Annotated in this window: 20 protein-coding genes and 1 pseudogene; 5 read left to right on the top strand and 16 right to left on the bottom strand. The window is 60.2% G+C overall.

All coding sequences use genetic code 11. The annotated features are described in order from the left end of the window. The first annotated feature begins 166 nt into the window (after window positions 1–166). The 4 genes from DLM_RS07360 to DLM_RS07345 all read left to right on the top strand — a co-directional run bounded on the left by DLM_RS07360 (window position 167) and on the right by DLM_RS07345 (window position 8,219). Complete coding sequence (locus DLM_RS07360; protein ID WP_089084849.1) at window positions 167–1,642, top strand: methyl-accepting chemotaxis protein; 1,476 nt, start codon at window positions 167–169, stop codon at window positions 1,640–1,642. 113 nt (window positions 1,643–1,755) lie between these two features. Next, complete coding sequence (gene hrpA, locus DLM_RS07355; protein ID WP_089084848.1) at window positions 1,756–5,697, top strand: ATP-dependent RNA helicase HrpA; 3,942 nt, start codon at window positions 1,756–1,758, stop codon at window positions 5,695–5,697. Window positions 5,698–5,784: 87 nt separating this feature from the next. Then, window positions 5,785–6,918 (top strand): HD-GYP domain-containing protein, encoded by a 1,134-nt coding sequence (locus DLM_RS07350; RefSeq protein ID WP_089084847.1) that lies wholly within the window; start codon window positions 5,785–5,787, stop codon window positions 6,916–6,918. 140 nt (window positions 6,919–7,058) lie between these two features. Further along, window positions 7,059–8,219, top strand: coding sequence for an HD-GYP domain-containing protein (locus DLM_RS07345; protein WP_089084846.1), 1,161 nt, complete (start codon window positions 7,059–7,061; stop codon window positions 8,217–8,219). 60 nt (window positions 8,220–8,279) lie between these two features. On the opposite strand, the gene nagZ is transcribed toward DLM_RS07345, so the two are convergent. From nagZ to rpoE, 16 genes and pseudogenes are all read right to left on the bottom strand, one after another. Then, window positions 8,280–9,362 (bottom strand): beta-N-acetylhexosaminidase, encoded by a 1,083-nt coding sequence (gene nagZ / locus DLM_RS07340; protein ID WP_089084845.1) that lies wholly within the window; start codon window positions 9,360–9,362, stop codon window positions 8,280–8,282. Between the two features lie 73 nt (window positions 9,363–9,435). Further along, window positions 9,436–9,816: a holo-ACP synthase gene (gene acpS, locus DLM_RS07335; RefSeq protein WP_089084844.1), complete on the bottom strand. Its 381-nt coding sequence runs from the start codon at window positions 9,814–9,816 to the stop codon at window positions 9,436–9,438. Window positions 9,817–9,836: 20 nt separating this feature from the next. Beyond that, window positions 9,837–10,565, bottom strand: coding sequence for a pyridoxine 5'-phosphate synthase (gene pdxJ, locus DLM_RS07330; RefSeq protein ID WP_089084872.1), 729 nt, complete (start codon window positions 10,563–10,565; stop codon window positions 9,837–9,839). A 22-nt stretch (window positions 10,566–10,587) separates the two neighbouring features. Beyond that, complete coding sequence (recO, locus tag DLM_RS07325; RefSeq protein ID WP_089084843.1) at window positions 10,588–11,319, bottom strand: DNA repair protein RecO; 732 nt, start codon at window positions 11,317–11,319, stop codon at window positions 10,588–10,590. Next, on the bottom strand, window positions 11,316–11,621 hold the full coding sequence (locus tag DLM_RS07320) for a hypothetical protein (RefSeq protein ID WP_089084842.1): 306 nt from the start codon (window positions 11,619–11,621) through the stop codon (window positions 11,316–11,318). Before DLM_RS07320 ends, recO begins: the two co-directional genes overlap by 4 nt. Next, window positions 11,621–12,511, bottom strand: coding sequence for a GTPase Era (gene era, locus DLM_RS07315; RefSeq protein ID WP_089084841.1), 891 nt, complete (start codon window positions 12,509–12,511; stop codon window positions 11,621–11,623). The genes DLM_RS07320 and era overlap by 1 nt, the downstream gene beginning before the upstream one ends. Beyond that, window positions 12,508–13,218: a ribonuclease III gene (gene rnc, locus DLM_RS07310; protein ID WP_089084840.1), complete on the bottom strand. Its 711-nt coding sequence runs from the start codon at window positions 13,216–13,218 to the stop codon at window positions 12,508–12,510. The genes era and rnc overlap by 4 nt, the downstream gene beginning before the upstream one ends. A 5-nt stretch (window positions 13,219–13,223) precedes the next feature. Next, entirely contained in the window at window positions 13,224–13,580 is a 357-nt protein-coding gene (locus tag DLM_RS07305) for a DUF4845 domain-containing protein (RefSeq protein ID WP_089084839.1), read from the bottom strand. Window positions 13,581–13,601: 21 nt separating this feature from the next. Then, window positions 13,602–14,228: a signal peptidase I gene (lepB, locus tag DLM_RS07300; RefSeq protein WP_420000712.1), complete on the bottom strand. Its 627-nt coding sequence runs from the start codon at window positions 14,226–14,228 to the stop codon at window positions 13,602–13,604. 111 nt (window positions 14,229–14,339) lie between these two features. Beyond that, window positions 14,340–14,441, bottom strand: a pseudogene (locus DLM_RS23995) (signal peptidase I); the annotation flags it as partial. A gap of 123 nt (window positions 14,442–14,564) precedes the next feature. Further along, entirely contained in the window at window positions 14,565–16,358 is a 1,794-nt protein-coding gene (gene lepA, locus DLM_RS07295) for a translation elongation factor 4 (RefSeq protein WP_089084838.1), read from the bottom strand. Window positions 16,359–16,423: 65 nt separating this feature from the next. Continuing rightward, window positions 16,424–16,663 (bottom strand): glutaredoxin family protein, encoded by a 240-nt coding sequence (locus tag DLM_RS07290; RefSeq protein WP_089084837.1) that lies wholly within the window; start codon window positions 16,661–16,663, stop codon window positions 16,424–16,426. Then, window positions 16,660–18,075 (bottom strand): DegQ family serine endoprotease, encoded by a 1,416-nt coding sequence (locus DLM_RS07285; RefSeq protein WP_089084836.1) that lies wholly within the window; start codon window positions 18,073–18,075, stop codon window positions 16,660–16,662. Before DLM_RS07285 ends, DLM_RS07290 begins: the two co-directional genes overlap by 4 nt. A 94-nt stretch (window positions 18,076–18,169) precedes the next feature. Then, window positions 18,170–19,126, bottom strand: a complete 957-nt coding sequence (locus tag DLM_RS07280) for a MucB/RseB C-terminal domain-containing protein (protein WP_089084835.1) — start codon at window positions 19,124–19,126, stop codon at window positions 18,170–18,172. Further along, window positions 19,126–19,599 carry a sigma-E factor negative regulatory protein gene (locus tag DLM_RS07275; protein WP_089084834.1) on the bottom strand — a complete coding sequence of 158 codons (474 nt, stop codon included), beginning with the start codon at window positions 19,597–19,599 and terminating at the stop codon, window positions 19,126–19,128. Before DLM_RS07275 ends, DLM_RS07280 begins: the two co-directional genes overlap by 1 nt. A 2-nt stretch (window positions 19,600–19,601) precedes the next feature. Next, entirely contained in the window at window positions 19,602–20,201 is a 600-nt protein-coding gene (rpoE, locus tag DLM_RS07270) for an RNA polymerase sigma factor RpoE (RefSeq protein WP_089084833.1), read from the bottom strand. Window positions 20,202–20,443: 242 nt separating this feature from the next. Here rpoE and prpB point away from each other — a divergent pair, with 242 nt between their 5' ends. Then, on the top strand, window positions 20,444–21,325 hold the full coding sequence (prpB, locus tag DLM_RS07265; RefSeq protein WP_089084832.1) for a methylisocitrate lyase: 882 nt from the start codon (window positions 20,444–20,446) through the stop codon (window positions 21,323–21,325). Window positions 21,326–21,472: the final 147 nt, after the last annotated feature.

Genomic DNA, 21,472 nt, shown 5'->3' with positions numbered 1-21,472 from the left:
AAAGTACACAGCTGTCACTGACTGACCACCCAGCTGACACGTACTCAGCCCATAGCGCGATTGCCGATTTCAAACGGTTGTTTTACATTAGCCCGACATCCGTAATCGGGTGAAAAAAGCAAAACAATACTTACAAATCAAGACGCAACGAGGGAGAACTCACCACATGACTGCCAAGTCCGTAACCGACTGGTTCATACCGGAAACTATCCGCCAATCCCCCGCCCAGGCCATTGGCGCACGCACGACAGTGGGCGTCGGCCTGCTGGCCGGTTGTATTGCGCCGCTGTTTTCCATCGAGTATTTCATGCTGCATCACCCGGCCATGGGCACCGGCATTGCGCTGGGCGGGCTGGGTTTGTTGCTGGCGCCACTCTTGCTGAAACTTACCGGTGCGCTACGCTTTTGCGCCGAGCTGATTACCAGCTGCATGTTCGTGATGGTGTGCTGGATGGTGTATGTCAACGGCGGCATCATGTCCACCAGCGTGGTGTGGTTTGCCTCCATTCCGTTTACCGCCATTTTCGTATCCACCCGCCGCTCCGGCATGGTGTGGATGGTGCTGACCATCCTGGCTATCGGGCTGTTCTTTGTGCTGTCGTCCGCTCCGGGCGCGCTGCCGCCGGTGCCGATCGACCATGCCGAAATCCCCAAACTGCAAGCCAAGTCGCTGATTGGCCTCACCATCGTGGTGTTGTCGCTGGCCCTGGCCTTTGACAAGGCCAAGGTAAAAAGCCTGGAAAAGCTGGAACAGGCACGCGCCGAGTCCGAACAGGCCAGCCGCACCATGCGCGAGATGATGGAACAGGTGGCGCGCTCCATTCGCGCTGCCTCCAGCGCCAGCCGCGACATTGCCGACAGCACTGGGCTGATGGCGCAAACCATGGCCGAGCAGCGCAGCCGTGCGGAAGACATGATGGCGGTGGCGCAGCAGATGGCGGTCGTCACCAGCCAGAATGCCGCCCAGTCCGACAGCGCCACCCGGCTGGCACAAACCGCGGGCCAGGCGGCCAGCAGCGGCGGTCAGGTGATGGACCAAGCGGTATTGCAACTGGGCCGCGCCGGGGAAGTCATCTCCCATGCCGCCAGCAAGCTGGAGGACCTGGGCCAGCGCAGTACCGAGGTCAACGGCATCGTGCAGCTGATTCGTGATATTGCCGACCAGACCAACCTGCTGGCGCTCAATGCCGCCATCGAAGCCGCCCGCGCCGGCGAAATGGGACGCGGCTTTGCCGTAGTGGCGGACGAGGTACGCAAGCTGGCCGAGCGCACCCAGAACGCCACGCTGGATATCGAAACCAAGATCAAGCTGATTGTGGATGGCACCAATCAGGCCATCATCGCCATGCGCGACGGCAACAGCCAGATGCAGGCCGGGCGCAGCAATGCCCAGGAGGCGCAGCAGAACCTGCAAGGCATCATTCAGGAAACCCGCCAGTTGGCCAGCCTGCTGGAGGAAGTCTCCCGCGCCGAAAGCAGCCAGAACCAGGGCTTTGCCCAGTTTGCCAGTGACATCACCGCGGTGGGCGAGTCCACTCGCTCGCTATCCACCGAAACCCGCTCCATTGCCGATGCCATCAAGCGGCTGGACCAGTTGCTGGATGATCTGGGTCGCAGCTCGCAGGCCCAGTACGCCGGCTAGTCGCCACAAGGCCTCATCATGCCCAGACCGCCACTCAGGCGGTCTTTTGCATTTTGTCCCCCTCCCCCCTCTGCTATACTGCCCGGCTTGTGTAAACCAGTGCTCTTTGCCCGATGACCACCCCAGCCCAGCAACTGTCCCAACTGAAATCCCGCCTTGCCCATTGCCTGCTGCGCGACCGCCACGGCCTGCGACGCAAGCTGAATGATGTGGCTGAACGGCTGAAAAAAAACCAGCCGGCCGACAAGCTGCTGGATGATGTCCGTGCCCAGTTGGAGCGCTCGGCCGCCCGCGCCGATGCCCGCCGTCAACACATGCCGCGCCCGCAGTTTGACCCGGCCCTGCCGGTCAACCAGAAGCTGGACGACATCAAGGCCGCCATTGCCGGGCATCAGGTGGTGATCATCTGCGGCGAAACCGGCTCGGGCAAAACCACGCAGATTCCCAAAATCTGCCTGGAGCTGGGCCGTGGCGTGTACGGGCTGATCGGCCACACCCAGCCGCGCCGTCTGGCCGCACGCTCGGTGGCCACCCGCATTGCGCAGGAGCTGGGCTCGCAACTGGGCGAGCATGTCGGCTTCAAGGTGCGCTTTACCGACAAGCTGTCGGAAAAGTCGGTTATCAAGCTGATGACCGACGGCATCATGCTGGCGGAAACCCAGACCGACCGCTATCTGGAAGCCTACGACACCATCATCATCGACGAGGCGCACGAACGCAGCCTCAACATCGACTTCCTGCTGGGCTTTCTCAAGCAACTGCTGCCGCGCCGCCCGGACCTTAAAATCATCATCACCTCGGCCACCATCGACGCCGACCGTTTTGCCCGCCATTTCGACGGCGCACCGGTGATTGAAGTCTCCGGCCGCACCTTCCCGGTGGAAGTGCGCTATCGCCCGCTCAAGCAGCGCGACGAAGACGAGCGCGAAATGGAAATGGAAGACGCCATTGTCGATGCCGCCGACGAGCTGTCGCGCCAGGGTGCTGGCGATATGTTGGTGTTTTTGCCCGGTGAGCGCGAAATCCGCGAAACGGCGGAAAAATTGCGCAAGTCCGGCATTCGCGGTTATGAAATCCTGCCCTTGTTCGCCCGCCTGTCCAACGAGGACCAGCAGAAAATCTTCAAGCCATCCGGCGGACGGCGCATCGTGCTGGCCACCAATGTGGCGGAAACCTCGCTTACCGTGCCGGGCATCAAGTACGTGATCGACACCGGCCTTGCGCGCATCAACCGCTACAGCCCGCGCGCCAAGGTGGAACAACTGCAGGTGGAGAAGATTTCCCAGGCCGCCGCGCGCCAGCGTGCCGGTCGTTGCGGCCGGGTGGAAGCCGGTATCTGCGTGCGCCTGTACAGCGAAGAAGACTTCAACGCCCGCCCGGCGTTTACCGACCCGGAAATCGTCCGCTCCAACCTGGCGGCGGTGATTCTGCGTATGGCCGCGCTGCGCCTGGGCCGGGTGGATGCCTTCCCCTTTCTGGAAGCCCCCAGCAGCCGCCTGATTGCCGACGGCTACCAGGTGCTGACCGAGCTGGGCGCGGTGACCGACAGCAATGAACTGACCTCTATCGGCAAGGAGCTGGCGCGCATTCCGGTGGACCCGAAAGTGGGCCGCCTGCTGCTGGCGGGCCGCGACTTCGGCTGCATGCGCGAGGTGCTGATCATCGCCTCGGCACTGTCCATCCAGGACCCGCGCGAGCGCCCTTTCGAAGCACGCGAAGCCGCAGAACGTGCCCAGGCGCGCTTCAATGATGAAAAATCCGACTTCCTGTCCTATCTGCACCTGTGGGACTTCTTCAGCGAAGCCATCAAGCACAAGAAGTCCAACCGCCTGCTGGTGAACACCTGCCACGAGCACTTCCTGTCCTATCTGCGCCTGCGCGAATGGCGCGAGCTGCACGGCCAACTGGCGGAAATTGCCAGCGAACTGGGCCTGATCAAGCGCGAAGCAGCGCATGCCGATGCCGAGCAGCCCGATGCCCAGATGTCGCAGAAAAAGCGCCAGCAACTGGATGCCGTGGCCTATGAAAACCTGCACAAGGCGCTGCTGACCGGCCTGGTGGGCAATATCGGCATGAAGAATCTGGAAGGCGACGACTACCAGGGCGCTCGCGGCGTCAGCTTCCATGTCTTCCCCGGTTCCGGCCTGAAAAAGAGCAAGCCCAAGTGGCTGGTGGCGGCCGAACTGGTGGAAACCACCCGCCTGTACGCCCGTTGCGTGGCCAAGATCGAACCGGAATGGGTAGAGAAACTGGCTCCCCATCTGGTGAAGTATCACTACTTTGAACCGCACTGGGAAAAGAGCCGCGGCGAAGTGGTGGCCAGCGAACGTGTCACCCTGTACGGCCTGACGCTGATTCCGCGCCGGGCGGTGAGCTATGGCCGCATTGCGCCGGAAGAAGCCCGCGAGCTGTTCATCCGCGGGGCGCTGGTGAACATGGATTACGTCAGCAATGCGCCCTTCTTCCAGCGCAACCAGCAGTTGATCCGCGAAGTGGAGCAACTGGAACACAAGGCGCGCCGTCAGGACGTGCTGGTAGATGAAGAAGCGCTGTATGCCTTCTATCACGAGCGCATTCCGGCCACGGTGGTGGATGCCGCCAGCTTTGAAGCCTGGCGCAAGGAAGCGGAAAAAACCGAACCCAAGCTGCTGCACCTGACCCGCGACGAACTGATGCGTCACGCCGCCCAGCACGTGACGGAAAACCAGTTCCCGGAATGGCTGGAGCTGGAAGACGGCAAGCTGCGGCTGAAATACCGCTTTGAACCCAAGCACCCGCTGGATGGCGTCACCATGGATGTGCCGCTGGCCATTCTCAACCGCCTGCAACCCGCCCCGTTTGAATGGCTGGTGCCGGGCATGATCCGCGACAAGCTGCAACAACTGCTCAAGGGCCTGCCCAAGCAGGTGCGACGCTGTTGCGTGCCGGTACCGGACTTTGTCACCCGCTTCCTCAGCAGCAATCCGGACCTGCAGCAGCCCATTGCGCCGCAACTGGCGCGTTTCATCCTGCGCGAAACCGGTGGCGTCAAGGTCGACATCGACGACTTCAACAAGCAGGAATTGCCGGAACACCTGCTGTTCAACTTCCGCATCATCGACGACGGCAAGCAGGAAATCGGCCTGGGCCGCGACCTCGTGGCCCTGCAAAAACAGTTTGGCCAGGCCGCTCAACTAACCTTCCGCGACAGCAGCGCCGATTTTGAACGGGATGATGTCAGCAGCTGGGACTTTGGCGACCTGCCGGAAAGCATCCAGTTTGCCCGTGGCCGCCAGCAGCTTACCGGCTATCCGGCGCTGACGCTGGAACAGGACAAGGTGGCCATCCGCCTGTTCGACACCCAGCCCGAGGCTGAACGCCACCACCGCGCCGGGGTGATCCGCCTGTTGCAACTGCAATTGAAGGAACAGATGAAGCAACTGGGCAAAGGCCTGTCCGGCATGACCCAGATTGGCCTGAACCTGCGTAATGTGGCCAATGTGGATGTGCTGCTGGCTGATGCCATTACCTGCATCTGCGACCGCGCCTTTATTGGCGAGGACACACTGCCGCGCAGCGAAAAAGCCTTCAACGAGCAGAAAACCCGCGCCCGTACCCGCCTGCCGGCAGTGATTCAGGCAGTCACCCAGTATTTGAGCCAGATTGGCAGCGAATACATGGTGCTGTATACCAAAATGCAGAAACACCGGCTGGGCAATGAGCTACAACAGCAATTAAGCCGTCTGGTTTACCCCGGTTTTCTGCAGGCCACACCTTGGGCACAACTGCCGCACCTCACCCGCTACATGCGGGCCATGAGCTTGCGCATGGACAAACAGCCGGCCAATCCGCAGCGCGATGGCCAGCGGGCGGCAGAAATCCGCGAGTTGTGGAACAAGTGGGAAGCCCGACTGGCAGATGAGCGTGAGCGCGGCGAGCCATCCGCCGCCTTGCTGGATTTTCGCTGGCAGTTGGAAGAACTGCGCGTCAGCCTGTTTGCCCAGGAGTTGAAAACGCCTTATCCGGTTTCGGTAAAGCGCCTGCAAAAAGCATGGCAGGACTTACCTAAACAATGATCATTATCAACATTTCACCGAGGTAAACGCTGGTCGGACTGATGACATGGCTATAAAATCTTGCCATCAAACCGACTACAGTCCGCCATGCCTGACAATCCGCTTTCTGACAAGCTCAAATCCAGCGCCATCTCCATCGGCAAAGAGTTGCCGATGGATGTCTACGCCAAGAACGGCATCCTGCTGCTCAAGCGTGGTCATTATGTGCTGTCGCCGGACATGAAGCACCGGCTGGTCAAACTGGGTTTTGCCGAGCAACAGGAAGAAAGCAAGCCGGTGGAGAAGCCGGATCCGGACCAGCTCAAAAACCAGTCACTGTTTGAGGAAATCATCTTCCTGCAGCAGCGGGTACGCAGCATGCTGCTGCATGCATTGAGCCGACCGGGACTGGAAGCCAGGGTGCGTTCCATCGCCCAGAAAGTGCTGGAGCTAAGTGAGCGACACCCGGATGGACTCATCGCCTCCATGCTGTTGCTGCCATTTCAGGACTACGGCGCGGCACACACCCTGCACACCGCAGCCCTGCTGGCGCTGATCACCCGCCACATGCCATTGCCCGCCGGCCATCGGGAAGTGTTGCTGTGCGCGGCGCTCACCATGAACATCTCGCAGATCGAACTGCAAAACGAGCTGTTCAGCCATCAAGGCACGCTGGCACCCGAGCAGAAAACTGCCATCCGCGAACACCCATTGCTCAGCTCGGCCATCCTGCGCGAAGCCGGCATAGAAAACGAGCTGTGGCATGCACTGGTGCAGACCCACCATGAAAACTGGCAGGGCAGCGGCTACCCCTTCGGGCTGGAACGCAAGCAGATCCTGCCGCCGGCGCATCTATTGCACCTGGCCGACATCACTTGCGCCAAGCTGGCCCCGCGGCGCTACCGGGCGGCACAACTGCCTGCCACTGCGCTGGGCAACCTGTTCCAGCGCAAGGATGTCGATTTTGATGCCGCTTTCACCACCATGCTGATTCGCGAACTGGGCATTTACCCGCCCGGCAGCTTTGTCAAACTGGCCAATAATGAAATCGCCGTTGTCCTGGCACGGCGTCACAAGCCCAGCGAACCGCAGGTGGCTGCGCTGCGCAAGGCGGATGGTCCGGCCTATGCCGAAGTGCTGCTGCGCGAAACCACACAATCCATCTACAAGATCACCGCACCTTGCTCTGCCAGCCTGGCGGGCGTACGCATCTCCTTTCTCGCCAGCCTGTGGAAAGGCTGACCCAGCCAAGGCAGGCCGCCGGCCACGGATAAACACGCGCAAAAGCCAAGCACGGCCTGGCGCTTGGGCCTATAATCGCCCTTGGCTGTCAGGATGGGTCTTGCAGCCATTTGCCACCCCAAGCCGACGATAGCCGCAGCATGACCACCCGTTTCAAAAAGCTTCTGCACGACAAGGTCGTGCCCGAACAGATCCGCATGGGCAAGGAGCTGCCGCTGGATGTCTATGCGCGCAACGGCCTGCTGCTGCTCAGCAAGGGGCATTTCGTACTGAGCGACCGCCAGCGCGAAAAGCTGCTGGAGATGGGTTATTCGGTGGATGGCAACCGCATGGACGCGGTCAGCCTGCCCGAGCAGCCGGACACCATGACGGTGCGCGAAAGCGTGCTGCATGAAATGGCCTTCCTGCAGCAACGTACCCGCACCCTGTTAAGCTATGCCATGCAGCTGGAAGACTTTCCGCGCAAGGTGGGCATTCTGGTGCGCGATATCATCCGCCTGACCGAGCAACATCCCGACGGGGTGATCGCCAGCCTGCTGCTGGTGCCGTTCAACGAGTACGGCCCGGCGCACGCCCTGCACACCACCGCCTTGCTGGCACTGCTCAGCCGCCGCATTCCCGACCTGAGCGCAGCACGCCGCACCACCATGCTGTCGGCCGCGCTCACCATGAATATGTCGATCTGCGAGCTGCAAAACGCGCTCTACCATCAACAAGAAGCACTGAGCCAGCAGCAGGAAGATGAAATCGCCAGCCATCCGCTGATGAGTTCCGCCATCCTGCGCGAAGCAGGTGTCCGTGACGAGCTGTGGCACTGGCTGGTGCAAACCCACCATGAATCCTGGCTGGGCAATGGCTACCCCTACGGCCTGGCACGCGGCGAGATCGAATCGCTGGCCCACATGCTGCACATGGCGGACATCACCTGCGCCAAGCTCACTCCGCGCAGTTACCGTGCCGGCATGGTGCCAGCCGCTGCCCTGGGGCATATCTTCCAGCGCAAGGACCACGAATTCGACCCGGCTTATACCACGCTGCTGATCAAGGAACTGGGCATCTACCCGCCCGGCAGCTTCGTCAAGCTGGCCAATGACGAAATCGGCGTGGTACTGGCCCGGAGCGAGAAGGCCAGCGAGCCGCAGGTGGCTGCCATCCGCCGGGGGGACGGCCCGGCTTATATTGACGCCTTGATTCGGGATACCAGCCTGCCAGCGCACAAGGTGCTTGCCCCCTGCCCGGCCACCCTGGCTGGCGTGCGGCCTTCGCATCTGGCGCGGCTGTGGCGCACCCAGGCCAACTGAACTTTCAGCTGCAAAAGCAAAAAGCCGGCATTTGCCGGCTTTTTGCTTGAATCAACGCGCTTAGCTGGCCTCACCCACAGCCGGCCCCTGCAACACGTTTTGCGGAATGGCCAGCGCCTTCACCTGCGCCTGCCGCGCGGCAAAGGCCGGGCTGAGGATTGCCTGCTGCCAGCCGGCAATGTCGCCGGTCCCGGCCATGCGCTGCAACCGCTCGGCCAGACGCGGCTGGGCCGGCGGCTGCAGGCCGGCCAGCACTTCATCGGCGCGCTCCGGCTGATTGCACACCAGCACCATGTCGCAGCCTGCCGCCAATGCAGCTTCGGCTCGCTCGACAAAGCTGCCGGCACTAGCAGCACCTTCCATGCCCAGGTCGTCGGAGAAAATGACGCCATCAAAGGCCAGCTTGCCGCGCAGGATGTCTTGCAGCCATACCGGGGAGAAGCCCGCCGGGCGGCTATCCACCGCCGGGTAAACCACATGGGCCGGCATCACCGAACCCATGCCGGCCTCAGCCAGGCGGGCAAACGGAATCAAATCGTCCGCTTCCAGCTCGGCCAGCGTGCGGTCGTCCTGCGGCATCACGAAATGACTGTCGCCAGCGACAAAGCCGTGGCCGGGGAAATGCTTGCCGCAAGTGGACATGCCACCCTGTTGCAAGCCGCGCTGCAAGGCCAGTGCCAGCTCGCTGACAATCTGCGGATCACGGTGGAAGGCACGGTTGCCGATCACGGCACAGCGGCCCCAGTCCAGGTCCAGCACCGGGGTGAAGGACAGGTCGATGCCGCAGGCGCGCAATTCGCCAGCCAGCACCAGGCCGACATTCTCGGCAGCGGCACCGGCGGCGGCGGCGTCCTGCTGCCACAGCTCGCCCAGCACATTCATCGGCGGCAGACGGGTAAAGCCATCAAGAAAACGCTGTACGCGGCCACCTTCATGGTCCACGGCAATCAGCAGCTCCGGCGTGCGCAGTGCGCGGATTTCAGCAGTCAGCGCCTTGAGCTGGGCGATATTGTCAAAATTGCGGCGAAACAGGATGACCCCGCCCACCAGCGGGTGGGACAAGCGGGCTTTTTCCTGCTCGGTCAGGCTAAAGCCGTGTACATCCACCATTACCGGACCACGCGGCAAGTTGAGCGCTTGCATGGCTGACTCTCCAGACTGTGCGGGGGCTTTCCCCCTGATTGATGATCATGCCGGGCAGTACCCGGCGCGGCGCTTAGGCCTGCTCCAGCACTACAAAGGCCAGTGCATGCTCCCGCTCGTCGGTGATGGAAACATGGCTGCGCACAATGCCGCGCTGGCTGAGAAATTCCTGCAGGGCAGCAGCAAAGACCAGTTGCGGCTTGCCCAGTTCATCATGACTGACAGCAATGGCAGTCAGCAGCACCGGATCCACCACCCCGGTGCCGACGGCCTTGGACAGCGCTTCCTTCACGGCAAAACGCTTGGCCAGAAAGCGGGCCTGATCGCGGGATTGCAGGAAATCCGCCATTTCGCACTCGGCCAGAATGCGTCTGCCAGCCTTGTTACCCCAGCGCTGCAGCAGGCCCTGCATGCGGGCGATTTCCACCATGTCAGTGCCAATGCCGTAGATCATCTGCCCGCTCCTGCCCTGCCTCAGCCCCGACGGGCTTCTTGCATCAGCGCCTTCATGTCGCGCACGGCACGATCCAGCCCGACGAACACCGCCTGGCCGATGATGGCGTGGCCGATGTTCAGTTCGCTGATTTGCGCAATGGCAGCAATCGGTTTGACGTTGTGATAGTTCAGGCCGTGACCGGCATTCACCACCATGCCCAGCTCGGCGGCAAAAGCAGCCGCGCCACGGATGCGTGCCAGTTCTGCTTCGCGTTCGGCGGCATGCACGGCATCGGCATAGGCACCGGTATGCAGCTCGATCACACGGGCACCGGCTTCATACGCCTTGCTGATCTGGGCGCGGTCCGGGTCGATGAAGATGGACACGCGGATGCCAGCCTGCTGCAGGGTTTCGGTGTAATGGCAGACATCGGCATAGTGGCCCAATACGTCCAGACCGCCTTCGGTGGTGACTTCCTCACGCTTTTCCGGCACCAGGCATACGTCTTCCGGCGCCACCGCCAGCGCATTGGCCAGCATTTCCGGCGTCATGGCCATTTCCAGGTTCATGCGGGTCTTGATCACCTGACGCATGGCCACCACGTCGGCGTCCTGAATATGGCGGCGGTCTTCACGCAGATGCAGGGTAATCAGGTCGGCACCGGCGGTTTCCGCCACCAGCGCGGCTTCTACCGGGCTGGGATAGCGGGTGCCGCGCGCCTGGCGCAGGGTGGCAACGTGGTCAATATTCACACCAAGCAAAATCATCTTCAGCTCCTGTTGGCAGGCTTCAGTCGGCAATGGCGCTGATGGCCTGCAAGAGTTCACGCGAGGCAAACGGTTCCTCGCCCAGCAAATCGGTCAATAGCAGCCGCAGCAGGCTGCGCGCCGCCCGGCGGGTGCTGATGGCACTGTAGTTGTCAGCCTCGATGGCCAAGAGTTCGCTGCCAGGCAGCCGTAAAAATGGCCCGACCGGATCAAAACCGGCATCGCGCTCCGCCAGCGCGCCACCACGGCACAGATACTGGGCAGTGGCTTCGATGGCTTCGCCATGCTGATCGCAGGCGAAGCTGCCTGCATAGCCCAACGCCTGCAACAACCGCAATTCGTAGCGGCGCAAGGTGGCGGCCAGTGAGTCGGTGCCAGCCAGCGCGCGCACTGCCTGATCATAGACGGCGAAGGCGCGCGGTTCGGCATCGTCACGGGCGGTGAGCTTGAGCATCAGCTCGTTCAGGTAGAAACCGCATACCAGGCGGATGCCAGCCAGTTGCGGCACCCCGCCATTCCATTCGGCCGTATGCAAGGTACGCACTTCCCCCTTGCCAAACCAGGACAGGGTGAGCGGCTGAAACGGCAATAACACGCCGCGCACATCGGCACGCGGTCGGCGCGCCCCGCGCGCTACCATGGTGAAACGGCCATGCTGCGGGGTCAGCACTTCCACCAGCAGGCTGGTTTCGCGGTAGGGCTGCGCATGCAAGAGATACGCCTGCTGACGGTCTACCCGGCCCGGCTGGCTCATGCGTCGGGACTCCTGCCGCGATCGACACGATCCACCTGCAGCGAAAACTGCACCCGGCTCTGGCGGCCACTTTCCCGCGCCAGCAGATGCTCGGCATGCACACGCCAGGCCGCGATGGCGTCAACATCGTCCCAGTAACAACGGGCAACGGCGGTGCCATTGCTGTCCTGAACCGGATCGGCGCCCAGATAGCCAGCCTGCAGCTGCGCCAGGCGCAACATGCGGCCAGCCATGTCGGCAGGGCCGGCGGGTGCAGAAAAAACCACCGCCCAGCAGGGCGGTCGTGACGGGTGCTGCGACATCAGTTCAGGCCGAATTCCCGCAGGAAACGTACATCATCCGCCCAACCGGACTTCACCTTCACCCACACTTGCAGGAAGACTTTGCCATCAAACAGTTTTTCCATGTCCAGGCGCGCTTCAGTAGAAATCTTTTTCAGCTTTTCCCCGCCCTTGCCAATGACGATGGGTTTCTGGTTTTCCTTGTCCACCAGAACGGCAATGTGGATGCGGCGCAGCGCACCGTCCATCTCGAACATTTCCACTTCCACATTCATTTCGTAGGGCAGTTCTTCACCCAGATAGCGGAACAGTTTTTCGCGCACGATTTCGGCGGAGAGGAAGCGCTCGCTCTTGTCGGTCACCATGTCTTCCGGATACAGCGGCATGGATTCCGGCAAATGCGGGCGCACTTTGTCCAGCAGCTCGGACAGACGCTGGCCATGCTTGGCGCTGACCACTTCGCAATCGGTAAAGGGGAATTCGGCGCGCACACCGTCGATGAATTCCTGCAGCAGCAACTTGTCCTTGACCTTGTCCAGCTTGTTGATCACCAGGATTACCGGCGTGTGTTTGGGCAGCAGCGCCATCACTTCGCGGTCGGCCGCGCTGATGCGCATGGCTTCCAGAATGAACAGCACACAGTCCACGCTGCCCAGCGAATCCTTCACGCTCTTGTTCAGCGTTTCGTTCAGTGCGCCCTTGTGGAAGGTCTGGAAGCCCGGAGTATCAACAAAAATGAACTGGGCATTGTCTTCGGTATGGATGCCGTTGACCCGGTGGCGCGTGGTTTGCGCCTTTTTGGAGGTGATGCTGACTTTTTGGCCGATAAGATGGTTCATCAGCGTGGACTTGCCCACATTGGGACGCCCGACGATGGCCACAAAGCCACAATGATATGCGTGTTCGTTCATAGGTTTTTCTTGCCTGTGGCCAGTTTCTGTTCAAGCTGCTGCAGCGCAACTTCGGCAGCCTGCTGTTCGGCTGCGCGGCGGCTGCCGCCCTCACCCTGGGATTCGATCATCAGATCACCCAGGTCGCACACCACCTTGAACCATTGTTCGTGTGCCTCACCAGTCTGGGTGAGGATGCGGTATTTGGGCAGCGGCCATTTGCGCGCCTGCAAGGCTTCCTGCAGACGGGTTTTGGCATCCTTGGCATGCTTGGTGGGGTCGATGGCGGCCACGCGGCTGGCATACAGGCGGCGCACCACCTGTTCGGCATGCTGGAAGTCGGCATCAAAACTGACCGCAGCAAAGGTTGCCTCCAGCGCATCCGCCAGGATGGATGGCCGGTTGAAACCGCCACTTTTCAGCTCGCCCTCACCCAGATACAGGTAATCGCCCAGCTTCAGTTCGTGGGCAATTTCCGCCAGGGTGTTCTGGTTGACCAGATTGGCGCGCAAGCGCGACAGCTCGCCTTCGCTCAGGCGCGGAAACTGGTCGAACAGCATGCGCGCCACGGTGTAGTTGAGAATGCTGTCGCCAATGAATTCGAAGCGTTCGTTATTGGAGGCCGCAAAGCTGCGGTGTGTCAGCGCCTGACGCAACAGGTCGGGCTTCTGGAATGCATAATCCAGCGCCTCGGACAGGCGCCGGAATCGGGTATCAACTTGGTTCACTGTAGTTACTGAGGTGTCTGTCCAGCCTGGGTGTCGAAATCGAAAGCCAGGCTGACATTGGCAAACAGCGGCACTTCGCGGCGATAGGCTGCACGCACGAAAACACTGTTGGCCGTGGTAATGATGGTGAGGTTTTCCGGCTTGATCGAGGAAATGTCGCCCACCATGGCGTGATTCATGAACTCGCGGCGCAATTCGGTTTCACCCTTGCCGGTCTGACTGGCCATGTCAGCCACCGCCTTGCGCACCTCGGCATACTCGTTGTACACCGGCAGCACCTTGCCGGCCAGCAGCACGCCGACACCGACAATGACCATGATGAAGAGCACCGAAATGACTGACAAACCCTGCTGGCGCTGCATGTTAGCCCCCTGGTGAAACGGTTAGCGAATGGTGGTGCCAATGCGCGACAGGGCGCTGAAGTTCATCCAGATCAGGAAGGCCTTGCCCACCATCAACCTGTCATTAACAAAGCCCCAGTAGCGACCATCCAGACTGTTGTCGCGGTTGTCGCCCAGCATGAAGTAATGCCCCGCCGGCACCTTGCAGACAAAGCCGTTGTCATCATACTGGCACTGGTCACGCGAAGGGAAGTCAGCAACCTGCCCCAGCGCCACCACCGGCGCATCAGGAATGTTGAGCACCTTGTAAGACTTGCCATCCATCACTTCCTTGAACTGGTCGTTGTGAATCATGGCCATGCCCTGTTCAAGATAGTCGTAGGTACCGTCTTTTTCATCCGGCACCGCCTTGCCATTGATAGTGAGGCGCTTGTTGCGGTACTCCACCACATCACCGGCCACACCGATCACACGCTTGATGTAGTTGACCTTGGGATTGGGCGGATAGTTGAACACCACCACATCCCCACGGCCGACCTTGCCCACCGGCACGATCACATTATTGAGCACCGGCACACGAATGCCGTAGGCAAACTTGTTGACCAGGATGAAGTCACCCACCACCAGCCCCGGCCGCATCGAGCTGCTGGGAATCTGGAACGGTTCCACCAGGAAGGAACGCAGCAGGAACACCACCAGGATGACCGGGAAAAACCCGCGCGAGTATTCAACAAAGTGTCCGGGTTCTCCGGCGCGTTTCTTGGCCAGCAAAAACTTGTCCAGGCCCCATACCACACCTGTCACCAGCACGAACACCAGCATCACCGCGGTGAAGCTCATGTAATTGGACAACAGGCCAAAGCCACCGATCACCAGGGCCAGATAGCCCCATTGCACCGGCACCGGCCAGTCCTTCTGTCCGACTTCGCGCTGCCCGCCAAACGCAATCAGCATGCCGCCGACAATGACGGCCACGGTAAATACCCAGAACAGGTTTTCGCCCACTTATTTGTCCCCTACTTGAAGAATGGCCAGGAAAGCCTCTTGCGGGATTTCCACATTACCCACCTGCTTCATGCGCTTCTTACCAGCCTTTTGTTTTTCCAGCAGCTTTTTCTTACGGGTAATGTCGCCACCGTAGCACTTGGCCAGTACGTTCTTGCGCAATGCTTTTACTGTCTCACGGGCAATGATGTGTCCGCCGATGGCGGCCTGCACCGCAATGTCAAACATCTGGCGCGGAATCAGTTCGCGCATCTTGGATACCAGTTCGCGGCCACGGTAAATGCTGGAAGCACGATGCACGATCAGGCTGAGCGCATCCACTTTCTCGCTGTTTACCAGCACATCCAGCTTGACCAGGTCGGAGCACTGGAATTCCTTGAACTCGTAATCCAGCGAGGCATAACCACGGCTGGTGGACTTGAGCTTGTCAAAGAAGTCCATCACCACTTCGTTCATCGGCATGTCGTAGGTCAGCATCACCTGACGGCCAAGATACTGCATATTGCGCTGTACGCCGCGCTTCTGGGTACACAGGGTAATCACCGCGCCCACATAGTCCTGCGGCACCAGGATGTGCGCCGTGATGATGGGTTCGCGGATTTCCTCGATCTTGCCCGGATCCGGCAGGCGCGACGGGTTTTCCACCTGAATGATGCTGCCATCCTTGAGCACCAGCTCGTACACCACGGTGGGTGCCGTGGTGATCAGGTCCATGTCGAACTCGCGTTCCAGACGTTCCTGCACGATTTCCAGATGCAACAAGCCAAGGAAGCCACAACGGAAACCAAAGCCCAGCGCCTGCGACACTTCCGGCTCGAACTTGAGCGAGGCGTCGTTCAGCTGCAGTTTTTCCAGCGCATCACGCAGCGCTTCGTAATCATGGCTTTCCACCGGGTACAGACCGGCAAACACCTGCGACTGCACTTCCTTGAAGCCCGGCAGCGGTTCGGTGGCCGGGGTTTTCATCAGGGTGATGGTATCGCCCACCTTGGCCGATTTCAGTTCCTTGATACCGGCAATGATGAAGCCCACTTCACCGGCGTTCAGCACGTCGCGCTGCACCGACTTGGGCGAGAACACACCCACCTGCTCCACCAGATGCTCGGCACCGGTGGCCATGAACTTGATCTTGTCCTTGGGACGTACCTGACCGTCCTTGACCCGCACCAGCATCACCACGCCGACATAGTTGTCGAACCAGGAGTCGATGATCAGTGCCTTGAGCGGGCCATCCGGATTGCCTTCCGGCGGCGGAATCTTGCTGACCACGGTTTCCAGGATGTCTTCAATGCCGATGCCGGACTTAGCCGAGGCACGCACGGCATCAATGGCTTCAATGCCGATGATGTCCTCGATTTCCTGCGACACGCGCTCGGGCTCGGCCGCCGGCAGGTCGATCTTGTTCAGCACCGGCACCACTTCCACCCCCAGGTCGATGGCGGTGTAGCAGTTGGCCACGGTCTGCGCTTCCACGCCTTGCGAGGCATCCACCACCAGCAGCGCGCCTTCGCAGGCGGACAGCGAGCGGGAAACCTCATAGGAGAAGTCAACGTGTCCCGGCGTGTCGATCAGGTTCAGGTTGTACACCTGACCGTCGCGCGCCTTGTAATGCAAGGCTGCCGTCTGGGCCTTGATGGTAATGCCGCGCTCTTTCTCGATATCCATCGAGTCGAGCACCTGGGCACTCATTTCACGCAGTTCGAGGCCACCGCAAAACTGGATAAAGCGGTCGGCCAGGGTCGATTTGCCATGGTCGATATGGGCAATGATCGAGAAATTTCTGATATGTTTCATCGGTATCCAGCAAAAAGATAAGGGCACGCTGGCGTGCCCTTGAACAACTCACACTGGCGCGGATTTTAGCCGATTTCGCCCAAATGTGCAGCCAAAGCAGGAATATCCAGATGCCAGTGACAAATCTCGTGTTCGCCATCCATCAAAACCGGCACCAGTTCGTTGAATCTGGCTTCCAGAACGGGGTCTGCATCCACATCCACCACATCCAGCGCAAAGCCATGCTTGTCCTGCCATGGCTTGAGTTCAGCCAGCATCTGATGGCACAGGCTGCAGTACTCCCTGAAATACAAAGTCAGTTTCATTCATCTCCACCAATTGTCAGCGGCACAAACAGGGTGATGCCCTGCCGCCAAAGCTGCAAGGCCAGCGTACTGCCCTTGGGCGCAGCAGTTACCGCCGCCTTGAACTGAGCAAAACTGCCCAGCGCCTCGCCACCCAGACCAACAATCACATCACCCGGCTGGATGCCGGCACGGGCGGCAAGGCCGGTGGCACGCTTGACCTGCAGACCATATTTGACCCCCACCTTGCCCAGTTGCTGCGGCGACAGCTCCTGCAAGGCCAGGCCCAGCTGCTTCATGTTCTGCGCATCCGGCACCGCTTGCGGCGAACGGTACTCCCGCTGAGCGGTACGGGCGTCTTCGGTTTTCAGCTCTTCCGGCACCACGGTCAACTTCTGCACCGCACGATGACGCCACACTTCCAGCACCACCGGCTTGCCCGGCCGGATGGCACCGATCAGACGTGGCAAGTCTGATGAGGACTCCACCGCCTGACCGGCAACGGAGAGGATGATATCACCGGTGCGCAAGCCTGCCTTCTCGGCCGGGCTCTTTTTCTCCACATCATTGACCAAGGCACCGGATGGTTTTGCCAGTCCGAATGATGCCGCCAGATCCTTGTTCAGCTCCTGAATTGCCACGCCGATGCGACCACGACTCACCTTGCCGGTGGCCTTGAGCTGATCGGCCACATTCATCGCCACATCAATCGGAATGGAAAAGGAAATCCCCATGAAACCGCCAGAGCGGCTGTAGATCTGGGAGTTGATGCCAATCACTTCACCCTTCAGATTGAACAGCGGGCCACCGGAATTCCCCGGATTGACCGCGGCATCGGTCTGCAGGAAGGGGACAAAATTCTCATCCGGCAGCAGGCGGTTCTTGGCCGACACAATGCCGGAAGTGACGGTGTTCTCAAAGCCGAAGGGCGAGCCGATGGCCAGCACCCATTCACCAACCTTCACGTCCGCCATGTTTCCCAGCCGCACCACCGGCAGGTTCTTGGCGTCAATTTTGAGCAAGGCCACATCGGTGCGGGCATCCGAACCGATCACCTTGGCTTTGTACTCGCGCTTGTCGGTAAGCGTGACGGTAATTTCATCAGCCCGCGCCACCACATGGGCATTGGTCAGCAAATAGCCATCGGCAGAAATGATGAAGCCGGAGCCCAATGAGCGTTCTTGCCGCTCCTGTTGCTGCTGCGGCGCAAAGCGACGGAAAAATTCGAAGAAGGGATCGCCCTCCATGCCATCGGGTAGCGCACTGACATTCTGCTTGATGGTGGAAGTGGTGCTGACGTTGACGACAGCGCGGCCTTCGGTTTCGACAATACGGGTAAAATCAGGTAGATCAGCAGCCCATACGACAGTCGGCTGAATGGTGAATGCAGAGGCCGCCAGCATGGCAGCAACGATCAGTTTCTTGATCGACATGGTCGCTCCATCTTGATGTGGTTTGCACAGAAAACAGCAGGAAAATAAAGCAGCCGGCCACCCCCGAATACGGCGGGACAGCCGGCCAGCACCATCATGGTTTGAGTGTGATCTTGAGATTACGGATCATGGCCAGCATGGTGGGCTCTGGCAGATCACCCACCAGAGTGACCAGGTAATCACCCTGCACCGCCGTTGCCATATTGACGGCACCATGCAGGTTGACTGCCCGCTCCGGCCGACCTTCGGCTTGCGGCTCGATGAACAGCGACAACATCACCAGCCCGTCACTGAACACCATATGCCGCACCGTGCGCTCGGCCTGACCCGGCAGGCTGCGCTGCACCGCACGCAGCAACTTGAAGCCAGCGGGCATGCCGCTGACTTCAGACGGCGCATCCGCATCCAGAGTCATCTGCGGCGCGCTGGCACTTCGCAGAACATAGTTCTGCTTGTATTGCGGCCGGAAAGCGGACTTTTCCCTCGGTCCCTGCAGTTCAATCTCGGTGAAGGTAAACTGCTCCACCGTTTCGCCCGCAGCATTCTGGGACATCACTTTCAGTGGCAAGCTGCTGGCCGTATCGATGCACAGGCGCAGCAGGTAACGCTTGCTGTCCTTGGGCTTGAGATCCGTCCAGTTGCAATCACGCTGCGCCACCCGGTCCTTGCCACTGCGTTTTACCGTATAGGATTGGGCGATATTGCCTATGTCATCCGGCAGGATGGCAGGAAAAAGCCGCATGGCACTGACCTTGGCCGCCGACAGCGATTTCGCATCCGGGGCATAACAGGTCAATTCCTGCCCCTTGCGAATAATCTCCCGTGACGGCCCGTCCAGTGAAGTGCGTTTTTCCTGGATGTTATCGCCCGCCCCTCCCCGGACAATGCGGAAAGTCTCCAGTGAACCGTTCATCTGGTGCAGATAGGTTCCCGTCAAGGGCTGCTGCCTTGCGGCAACAGCCGCCCTTTTCACCACCAGCCAATCATCATCTGCATGGGCAAGCACTGCCACACCCATCAGACAGACCCCGGACAGCTGTGTCAGACGCATCAGTGGCGGACTCCATTTCCGTAAGAGACCTTGTACACGCTCTGGTCTGCCGTCATTTCCTGATGGGCTGCCAGATAAAGGTCGTCCTGCTCCTGTGCCGACTGAACCGCCGCCACCGGAACGCCACGATCAGCAACAGCGGAGGCCGCATTGCCATGCGACAACTGCTGCCAGCCCACCACGGCGGCAAAGCTGACGCTGGCCGCCAGTGCCACCGCACCGGCACGCCGCCTGTGTACCGGGGCAAACCAGCGGCGTGGTGCCAGCACCGTGGGCTCGGCCACCAGGCGCTCTGCCACCTGTCGGCGGACATCGACCGCCACATGCGTATTGGCACGCATGGCATCACCAATCAGGTGATAGGCATCCCACACCTGCTTGAGCTCCTCTTCTTCCGTGATGGCTTTGATGGCTCTCTCTGCGGGCTGCCCGTCCAGCTCGCCATCCATCAGTGCAGATAATTTTTCTTTCATACCTACCACCTTCTGTTCTTTGCCGTATCCAGCAATGGCCTCAATTCGGCAGCAATGGCCTCCCGCGCCCGGAAAATGCGCGAACGGACGGTGCCGATGGGACAGTTCATCACCTGTGCAATCTCTTCATAGGACAGTCCGTCCATTTCCCTGAGGGTAATGGCCGTTCTGAGCTCCTCCGGCAGAGCCTGCACGGCACTGTTCACTGTCGTCACGATTTCCTTGTTCATCAGCTCGGTTTCGGGCGTGTTCATGTCGGGAACTTGCGACGCCAGGTCGAAGCTCTCGCCATCCTCGTCCTCAAACTCGCTGTTGACCACCGGACGTCGCCCGGCGGAACTGAGGAAATTCTTGGCAGTATTGATGCCGATTCGGTACAGCCATGTGTAAAACGCACTCTCGCCGCGAAACGACGGCAAGGCGCGATACGCTTTGACGAATGCTTCTTGCGTCACATCTTCGATGTCGGCGCCGTCGCGAATGAAACGTGACAAAAGTCTGGCCAGACGACGCTGATATTTTGCAACAAGCAGGTCGAAAGCTCTTTTTTCACCTCGCTGGGCACGCTCCACCAACTGTTGATCGATCTCACGATCACTCATGTCGTTGTAATGCTCCCTGAATTGTCCACTGGTTTAGTTGTATGTACGGCTGTGCGGACACAGCACTAGACCGTGGCACGTGCAATGAGTTCCCCCGAGCTTTGTTGCCCGGAAACATAGCAGACCTTCAGCAAAAGCTGAAACTTTCCTCCTGCTTGCAGTGCGATAGCGCATTTGCACTCCAACCAAGCACTTGCTAGAATGACCGCAACATCACCCGCACTCAATATAAGGACCTTGCCATGAGCACACCCGGTCAACGCTTCCGCCGCGCCGTTGAACAAGAAAAGCCGCTGCAGGTTGTAGGCGCAGTCAATGCCTATGCAGCACGTTTGGCCGAACACTCAGGCTTCAAGTCCCTTTATCTGTCCGGTGGCGGTGTTGCCGCTTGCTCCTGCGGCATTCCTGACTTGGGCATCACCACCCTGGAAGACGTGCTGATTGATGTGCGCCGCATTACCGACGTGACCGAACTGCCGCTGCTGGTGGATATCGATACCGGCTGGGGTGGTGCTTTCAATATCGCCCGCGCCATCCGCAGCCTGGAAAAAGCCGGTGCTGCTGCCGTGCATATCGAAGACCAGGTACAGCAAAAGCGCTGCGGCCATCGCCCGAACAAGGCGATTGTCAGCCAGGAAGAAATGGTAGACCGCATCAAGGCCGCCACCGATGCGCGCAAGGATGACAGCTTCGTCATCATGGCCCGCACCGATGCGCTGGCCGTGGAAGGACTGGATTCCGCCATCGAACGCGCCGTGGCCTGCGTGGAAGCCGGTGCCGACATGATTTTCCCGGAAGCCATGACCGATCTGGCCATGTACAAGCAGTTTGCCGAAGCCGTGGGCGTGCCGGTGCTGGCCAACATCACCGAGTTTGGCTCCACCCCGCTCTACACCACGCAGGAGCTGGGCGAAAACGGTGTGTCGCTGGTGCTGTACCCGCTGTCCGCCTTCCGTGCCATGAGCCAGGCCGCACTGAATGTGTACGGCGCGCTGCGTCGCGACGGCACCCAGAAAAATGTGCTGGACCTGATGCAGACCCGCATGGATCTGTACGAACACCTGGGCTACCACAGCTACGAGCAAAAGCTGGATGGGCTCTTTGCCGAAGGCAAAAACAAGTAACGGTCCGCCGAAGGCAAAAACAAGTAACGGTCCGCCGAAGGCAAAACAAATAACTGTCTGCCACCAGCAAGACTGGCAGCAAAACCAATCAGTCAGGCAGCCCCGCGCAGCCTGACCATGCGCACAACAGTAACAGCAGAGAAATTG

The sequence above is a fragment of the Aquitalea magnusonii genome (assembly GCF_002217795.2).
Classification (GTDB): domain Bacteria; phylum Pseudomonadota; class Gammaproteobacteria; order Burkholderiales; family Chromobacteriaceae; genus Aquitalea; species Aquitalea magnusonii_B.
This window is presented reverse-complemented; position numbering and strand designations above follow the sequence as displayed.

What these genes read in the sequence shown, in the direction of transcription:
- DLM_RS07360 (WP_089084849.1), top strand. Translation starts at nt 167, where the DNA reads ATGACTGCCAAGTCCGTAACCGACTGGTTCATACCGGAAACTATCCGC.
- hrpA (WP_089084848.1), top strand. Translation starts at nt 1,756, where the DNA reads ATGACCACCCCAGCCCAGCAACTGTCCCAACTGAAATCCCGCCTTGCC.
- DLM_RS07350 (WP_089084847.1), top strand. Translation starts at nt 5,785, where the DNA reads ATGCCTGACAATCCGCTTTCTGACAAGCTCAAATCCAGCGCCATCTCC.
- DLM_RS07345 (WP_089084846.1), top strand. Translation starts at nt 7,059, where the DNA reads ATGACCACCCGTTTCAAAAAGCTTCTGCACGACAAGGTCGTGCCCGAA.
- nagZ (WP_089084845.1), bottom strand. Translation starts at nt 9,362, where the DNA reads ATGCAAGCGCTCAACTTGCCGCGTGGTCCGGTAATGGTGGATGTACAC.
- acpS (WP_089084844.1), bottom strand. Translation starts at nt 9,816, where the DNA reads ATGATCTACGGCATTGGCACTGACATGGTGGAAATCGCCCGCATGCAG.
- pdxJ (WP_089084872.1), bottom strand. Translation starts at nt 10,565, where the DNA reads ATGATTTTGCTTGGTGTGAATATTGACCACGTTGCCACCCTGCGCCAG.
- recO (WP_089084843.1), bottom strand. Translation starts at nt 11,319, where the DNA reads ATGAGCCAGCCGGGCCGGGTAGACCGTCAGCAGGCGTATCTCTTGCAT.
- DLM_RS07320 (WP_089084842.1), bottom strand. Translation starts at nt 11,621, where the DNA reads ATGTCGCAGCACCCGTCACGACCGCCCTGCTGGGCGGTGGTTTTTTCT.
- era (WP_089084841.1), bottom strand. Translation starts at nt 12,511, where the DNA reads ATGAACGAACACGCATATCATTGTGGCTTTGTGGCCATCGTCGGGCGT.
- DLM_RS07305 (WP_089084839.1), bottom strand. Translation starts at nt 13,580, where the DNA reads ATGCAGCGCCAGCAGGGTTTGTCAGTCATTTCGGTGCTCTTCATCATG.
- lepA (WP_089084838.1), bottom strand. Translation starts at nt 16,358, where the DNA reads ATGAAACATATCAGAAATTTCTCGATCATTGCCCATATCGACCATGGC.
- DLM_RS07290 (WP_089084837.1), bottom strand. Translation starts at nt 16,663, where the DNA reads ATGAAACTGACTTTGTATTTCAGGGAGTACTGCAGCCTGTGCCATCAG.
- DLM_RS07285 (WP_089084836.1), bottom strand. Translation starts at nt 18,075, where the DNA reads ATGTCGATCAAGAAACTGATCGTTGCTGCCATGCTGGCGGCCTCTGCA.
- DLM_RS07280 (WP_089084835.1), bottom strand. Translation starts at nt 19,126, where the DNA reads ATGCGTCTGACACAGCTGTCCGGGGTCTGTCTGATGGGTGTGGCAGTG.
- DLM_RS07275 (WP_089084834.1), bottom strand. Translation starts at nt 19,599, where the DNA reads ATGAAAGAAAAATTATCTGCACTGATGGATGGCGAGCTGGACGGGCAG.
- rpoE (WP_089084833.1), bottom strand. Translation starts at nt 20,201, where the DNA reads ATGAGTGATCGTGAGATCGATCAACAGTTGGTGGAGCGTGCCCAGCGA.
- prpB (WP_089084832.1), top strand. Translation starts at nt 20,444, where the DNA reads ATGAGCACACCCGGTCAACGCTTCCGCCGCGCCGTTGAACAAGAAAAG.